This is a genomic window from Deltaproteobacteria bacterium (genome assembly GCA_026712905.1).
Classification (GTDB): Bacteria; Desulfobacterota; Binatia; order UBA9968; family JAJDTQ01; genus JAJDTQ01.
The window spans coordinates 43958-50608 of the sequence record JAPOPM010000219.1; the positions used below are offsets into that span (position 1 = coordinate 43958).

Below are 6651 nucleotides of genomic sequence, written 5' to 3' on the forward strand. Positions count from 1 at the left end.
CAACAGCTATCCCCATGTAAACCGCTCGGGCGCGGTCAAGCGCTCCCTTACGGCGTCGATGTGCCGCGGCCCGGCGTCCTGGTGCCGGTCGGGGACCAGGTATTCGTCGTTCAGAAATCGGAGGTAGCTGTTTCGGAGCGGAGCCGCCGGAGGGCGCCCGGCCCATATGTCCTCGATCCATCGCACCACGTCGTCCTCGGAACGCGCCGAGGACGCGACCTCCGGCACCTCGTAGACCGCATTGCCGAGGGCTAGCACCGGCTTCGCCAGCAGCAGGCTTTCGGCCCCCACGGTCGAGTTGATGGTGACGACGCCCGCCGCGTTGCGGATCAGCTCCTCGGTGGGATTCCCGTTGGCGAAGCGGACGCTGTCGAGTCGTAACGCTTTCTCATGCAATTCGGGATAGCGCAACGGGCAGCTCGGATGCTCCTTGAACACCAGTGCCGGAGTGCCTGGTACGCGTCGAGCGCACCGGACCATGGTGTCGAACAACTGGTGCATGTCCCGGATCCAGGGGGAGTGAAGGATGACCTGGCTATCGAGGCGCACCTGGAACGGGACGAACAGGTAACGCTCCGGAAGGGGCGCCGGCGCCAGGCCCCGCTTGGCTCGCAGAGGCGTCCTCACGGACGGCGCATAGGGGACTTCGGGGTCCGCGGCCGCTGCCCGTTTTTGGTAAAACTCCTCATCACGCGGTACCGAGGACTCGGCGTTCACCCCGCGCGCATCCATTTGCGTCGTGTTGGGGAGAAATCCGTTCTCGAATCGAAAACACGGGAGCCTGGCGTTGCGCGCGGCGACCGCCCCCGCTCTCGCGTCCACGGCGTTGCCCCCCCAGACCCCGACCGCGTCAGGGCGCAGCCGTTCGATGGCCTGCATTGCGTGGTTGTAGTGGAGTACGGCCGCCGCGCGGTACGCACCGCGGAAAAGCGCCAGTCGCGCGGATCCGTAGTGCGCGCGCGCCTCCTTGCGGCGCATGCCGTAGTCCATGATCTCCTCGACGCTCCGGGCCGGCGGCGGGGAAGCCGACAAACGAAAGGAAACCCCGCGACAGATAACCTCTGGAGACACGATACTCGAACTCAGGAGGGAGAAGTACTTCTTGACACGCGGTGAATTGTAGAGGAGCAGAACTCGACGCAACGGCGACCCTCCTCGTGGCAACTTATGCGGGGGAGAACTCGCCGTGTCAACCGTTCGCGGGCCTTGTCGAGCCCGCCATCCGTCACGTCACGGGTGCCCCATGCGAACTTGACCTCGGCCGATGGAACGGATAGGCAGGATTCACGCCGGACGGGACGCCGTCTCGGCCTGTGCTCCGGTCGGCCGACGCGGGACCGTGGGGCGTCAACGCGGTAGGATCCCAACCGAGACAAGGAGGCCTCAGGCCATGCAGGCAGGATCGAACCGGCAAGAGGAAGTGCGCGCCGTCATGGAGCGCGTGAAGTCCGAGGGCCGGACCGCGCTTTCGCCTCTGGAATGCAGCGCGGTCCTGCGCGCCTACGGGGTGCCGCTGCCGCGCGAAGGCGTGGCCCAGTCGGCGGCGGAGGCCGTGGACCTGGCCGAGGACATCGGCTTCCCGGTGGTGATGAAGATCGTCTCGGAGGACATCCTGCACAAGACCGAGGCCGGCGGCGTGCGCGTGGGGGTGACGGACCGGGAACAGGCGGAGCAGGCGTACAGGACGCTCATCAAGAACGCCCGGGCCTACAAGGCCGACGCGGTGCTGGGCGGGGTGCAGATCCAGCAGCAGGTGTCGGCCGGGGGCGTGGAGGTCATCGTCGGCGCGGTCACCGACCCGAGCTTCGGCAAGGTGGTGGCCTTCGGGCTGGGTGGCGTGCTGGTGGAGGTGCTGCGGGACGTGACCTTCCGGTTGGCGCCGGCGAGCCGTGACGACGCCCTCGCCATGCTCGACGGCGTGGCCGCGGCGGAGGTCCTTCGGGGCGTCCGGGGCGGTGCGGCGGTACACCGGGAAGCGCTGGCGGACGTCATCGTCGGCGTCTCGGAGCTGGTGAACGACTTTCCGGAGATCCGCGAAGTGGACCTCAATCCGGTGTTGGCGGACGCCGACGGCGCCACTGCGGTGGACAGCGTCATGACCGTGGATTTTGCGCCGCGGCCCGAGCCCTACCGGCCCTCCCGGGACGAGATCGTGTCGGCCATGCGACGTATCATGAATCCGAAGGCGGTGGCGGTCATCGGTGCCTCGGACGGGGAGGGGAAGATCGGCAACTCGGTGATGAAGAACATCATCAACGGCGGCTACGCCGGCGCCCTCTACCCCATCAATCCCCGGGCCGACGAGATCCTCGGCAAGCAGTGCTACAAGAGCGTCAAGGACATCCCCGAGGACGTGGACGTGGCGATTTTCGCGGTGCCCGCCAAGTTCTGCGCGGCGGCCATGACGGAGGTGGGGGAGAAGGGTATCCCGGGGGCGGTGATGATCCCGTCGGGCTTCGCCGAGGTGGGCGAGAAGGAGTTGCAGGAGGAGCTTTTGGCGGAGGCGCGCAAGTACAACGTGCGCGTCATGGGCCCCAACATCTACGGGTTCTACTATACCCCGGCCAACCTCTGCGCTACGTTCTGCACCCCCTACGACGTCAAGGGACCCGTGGCGCTGTCGTCCCAGAGCGGCGGCGTGGGCATGTCCATCATCGGCTTCAGCCGCTCCACCCGGCTGGGAGTCTCGGCCATCGTCGGCCTGGGCAACAAGTCGGACCTGGACGAGGACGACCTGCTCACGTACTTCGAGCAGGACGACAACACCCAGGTGGTGGCCATGCACGCCGAGGACCTGAAGGACGGCCGCAGCTTCTACGAGGTCGCCAGCCGTGTGTCGAAGAAAAAACCCGTGGTGATGCTCAAGGCGGGCCGCACGCAGCTTGGCGCCAGGGCCGCGGCCTCCCACACGGGCGCCCTGGCCGGCGACGACAAGGTTTACGACGATCTGTTGAAGGCCTGCGGCGTGGTGCGCGCCTACTCCCTGAACGACATGCTCCAGTTCGCCCGGGGCCTGTCGGTGCTGCCCACCCCCAAGGGTGAGGAAATCGTCATCATCACCGGCGCCGGCGGCTCCGGTGTGCTCCTGTCCGACGCGGTGGTGGCCAACGGACTCTCGCTCATGCGGTTTCCGCAGGACCTGGACGAGGGCTTCAAGCAGTTCATCCCGCCTTTCGGCGCCTCGGGCAACCCCGTGGACATCACCGGCGGCGAGCCCCCCACGACCTACGAGCGCACCATCCGCTACGGCCTGGAGGACGACCGCATCCACGCCCTCATCCTGGGCTACTGGCACACCATCATCACCCCGCCCATGGTCTTCGCCGAGTTGTGCGCCCGGGTGGTGCAGGAAGGCCGCGACAAGGGCATCGACAAGCCGGTGGTGGTGTCGCTGGTGGGCGACGTGCAGGTGGAGGAGGCCTCGGAGTACCTCTACGAACGCGGCATCGTGGCCTGTCCCTACACCACCGAGCTCCCGGTGGCCGTCCTGGGCGCCAAGTATCGGTGGGCAAGGGGGGCCGGGCTGCTGGGATAGGCCGGGGCCGTGGCGCTCGGGCATCAACCACAACTTTGGTCGGGTTGCGTTTGCGCAGGCGTACAAGACGGCACCGGCCGAACCGAACAAGGAGTGATCGACCATGGAACGACTGCCTCGCGGGGCGAATTTTCAGCGTACCCTGATGCTGTGGCAAATCGGGCTGCATGTGGCGGGTGACCCGAACACGCCGTATTACGGCAACCGGGACATGTGCATCTCGGTGGGGAGCGGGTCGGCGGACAACTTCCGTCCGTGGCTGCGCATGTCCACGGGCTCGCCCATCATCGCCCACGGGGTGGCCCGGGGGGACCTGGAGATGTCCATGGTCAATCCCTCGGCCTTCCTGACCCAGGCCTACCGGGGCGTCGGGCTCTTCACGGAGCCGCTGCCCCTCAGGGTCGTGGCCTGCTACCCGTCCTGGGACCGGTTCGTGTTCATGATCCACCCCCGCACCGGGTTGACCTCGCTGTCGCAGATCAAGGAGCAGAAGTATCCGTTGCGTCTCTCCATCCGCGAGGACGCCACCCACTCCACCCGGGTGCTGCTGGACCAGACCCTGGAGATCTACGGTTTCACGCTCGCGGACCTGGAATCCTGGGGCGGCAGCCTTCAACTCAACGGCGGGCCCGGAGACGAGCGGCGCATGGCCGCGCTCAAGGACGAGACCATCGACGCGGTCTTCGACGAAGGCCTGGTCCTGTGGTTCGACGACGCATTGTCGCGCGGCATGGAGCCGGTGACGCCAGACGACTTCGCCATGGAACAGCTCAACGCGCTGGGCTGGCGCACCGTGACCATGCCGGCGGGATGCTACCCCCATCTCAAGGCGGACCACACCTGCATCGACTACGGCGGCTGGCCCCTCTACACCCGCGCCTCGCTGCCGGACGAGGACGTCTACAAGGTGTGCGCGGCGCTGAAGGAGCGGCAGAACGAGATCTACTGGGAGACGCTGACCGGCATCGACCAGTTGTGGAAGGACACCGAGGCCACGCCCCTGGACGTGCCGCTCCACCCCGGAGCGGAGCAGTTCTGCAAGGAGCACGGCTACCTGTGATGGACCTGGAGGAACTCACCCTCGCCGAAGCCGCGCGCCGCATGGAGGCGCGGGAGGTCTCGCCGGTGGAGCTGACCCGGGCGTACCTGGAACGCATCGACCGCCTGGACCCCGAGCTGAACACCTTCGTCACCGTGATGCGGGAGCGGGCGCTGGCGGATGCCGCCCAGGCCGAAGCGGACTTGGCAGCCGGCCGCTACCGCGGTCCGTTGCACGGCATTCCGGTCTCCATCAAGGACAGCCTCGCCACCGCTGGGGTCCGCACCACCGCGGGCTCCAAACATCTTTCCGACTGGGTCCCCGACGAGGACGCCACGGTGGTGGCGCGCCTCAAGCAGGCCGGCGCGGTGATCCTGGGCAAGACCAACCTGCACGAGTGGGCAGCCGGCTGCACCACCATCAATCCCTACTACGGCACCACCCGCAATCCGTGGGACCGGAACCGTGTCTCCGGCGGTTCCAGCGGCGGCTCGGCCGCGTCCGTGGCCGCGGGGCTGGCGCTGGCCTCCATCGGCACCGACAACGCCGGCTCCGTGCGCAACCCGGCGTCCCTGTGCGGCGTGGTGGGGCTCAAGGCCACCTACGGCCGCGTGAGCCGGGTCGGCGGCGTGGCCGGCACCGGCGGCTATTCCACGGACCACTTCGGCGTGCTCACCCGCACGGTGCGGGACAGCGCGCTGATGCTGCAGGCCATTGCCGGCGCCGACCCCAGGGATCCGCTTTCGAGCGACGTCCAGGTGCCGGACTTCGACGCGCTCCTCGGCGAGGGGGTGGCGGGTCTGAGAGTCGGGATCGTCCGCGACTACTTCGACGACCTGGCGGTGGACGAGGTCAAGGAGGCCACGGCGGAGGCAGTGAAACTGCTGGAGTCCCTGGGCATGACGGTGCAGGAGTTGTCGATTCCGTACGTGGAGCACATCCCCATGGTGCAGCTCGTCACCGCCCGGGTGGAGAACCTGTCGCCGGCCGAGCCTTTTCTGCGCACCCGCCCGCAGGACTACAGTCCGGGGCTGATGCGCCGGCAGGTCCTCGCGCTGACGCTCCCCGCCCACGCGTACGTCACCGCACAACGTGTCCGGCGGCTCATCGGCGAGGCCTTCGACCGGGCCTTCGAGCAGGTGGACGTCATCGTGAGCCCGGCGGTGAGCATGCCGGCCGAGACCATCGAGGAGTGCGAGCAAGGGTACGTTGAAACGGCGCGCGGGCGGATCCCGTTGTCGGACGCCCGCGGCACCCGGGGGACCCTTTGCACGATCCCTTTCAATGTCACCGGCGCGCCGGCCGTCAGCGTGCCCGGCGGCTTCTCCGCCCAGGGTCTCCCCATCGGTCTGCAGATCGCCGCACCCCATTTCGAAGAGCCGGCGCTGTTGCGGGTGGCGCACGCCTATGAGCAGGCGGCGGGATGGCACACCCGAAGGCCGCCGCAGATTTCTTGAGTTGCGATTCGGTTCATAAAGGACAGGAGGTCCAATGAGACACCGTGACTTGGGAGTGCTGGTCTACGACAATGTGAAAGCGACGCCGGGCTACACGCTCATCGTGCCGCAATCGTCAACCAAGGCGTACATCATCGGCATGCGCGGTGAGGTGCTCCACGAGTGGTCGTTTCCTCTGTGCCCGGGCAACTACGCGTATCTTCTGCCCAACGGCAACCTGCTCTGGGCCGGCCGCACGGAGGACGGGCCGCCGCTTCGGCGCGGCAAGGGCGGCCTCCTGCGGGAGTACACCTGGGACGGAGAAGTGGTGTGGGAGTACAATGACCCGGGCCAGCACCACGACTTCCGGCGTCTCCCGAACGGCAACACCATCTACATCGGCTGGGAGCCGGTGCCGGCCGACGTGCAGCCCCGCATCAAGGGCGGCCGGCCCGGCAGCGAGCACGAAGGCCTCACCTACGGCGACTATGTCAGGGAGGTCTCTCCCGCGGGCGACACGGTGTGGGAGTGGCACGCCTGGCGTGACCTGGACCTGGACCGGTGGGAGATGTGCCACTCCTGCGGCAGGGACGAGTTCGCCCACGCCAACGCCTGCTTCCCGCTGGACGACGGCGGCGTGA

At 67.7% G+C, this 6651-nt stretch carries 5 protein-coding genes; 4 read left to right on the forward strand and 1 reads right to left on the reverse strand.

What is annotated here, in order from left to right:
- Nucleotides 1-6: 6 nt before the first annotated feature.
- Nucleotides 7-990 (reverse strand): capsular biosynthesis protein, encoded by a 984-nt coding sequence (locus OXF11_18305; GenBank protein ID MCY4489051.1) that lies wholly within the window; start codon nt 988-990, stop codon nt 7-9.
- Between the two features lie 400 nt (nt 991-1390).
- Between OXF11_18305 and OXF11_18310 the strand changes: the two genes are divergently transcribed.
- The 4 genes from OXF11_18310 to OXF11_18325 all read left to right on the forward strand — a co-directional run.
- Nucleotides 1391-3535 (forward strand): acetate--CoA ligase family protein, encoded by a 2145-nt coding sequence (locus tag OXF11_18310; GenBank protein MCY4489052.1) that lies wholly within the window; start codon nt 1391-1393, stop codon nt 3533-3535.
- Nucleotides 3536-3638: 103 nt separating this feature from the next.
- Entirely contained in the window at nt 3639-4595 is a 957-nt protein-coding gene (locus tag OXF11_18315) for a hypothetical protein (protein ID MCY4489053.1), read from the forward strand.
- Nucleotides 4595-6031 (forward strand): amidase, encoded by a 1437-nt coding sequence (locus OXF11_18320; protein MCY4489054.1) that lies wholly within the window; start codon nt 4595-4597, stop codon nt 6029-6031. The genes OXF11_18315 and OXF11_18320 overlap by 1 nt, the downstream gene beginning before the upstream one ends.
- Nucleotides 6032-6065: 34 nt before the next feature.
- Nucleotides 6066-6651: aryl sulfotransferase (locus OXF11_18325; protein ID MCY4489055.1), on the forward strand; the 586-nt coding region annotated here is incomplete at its 3' end.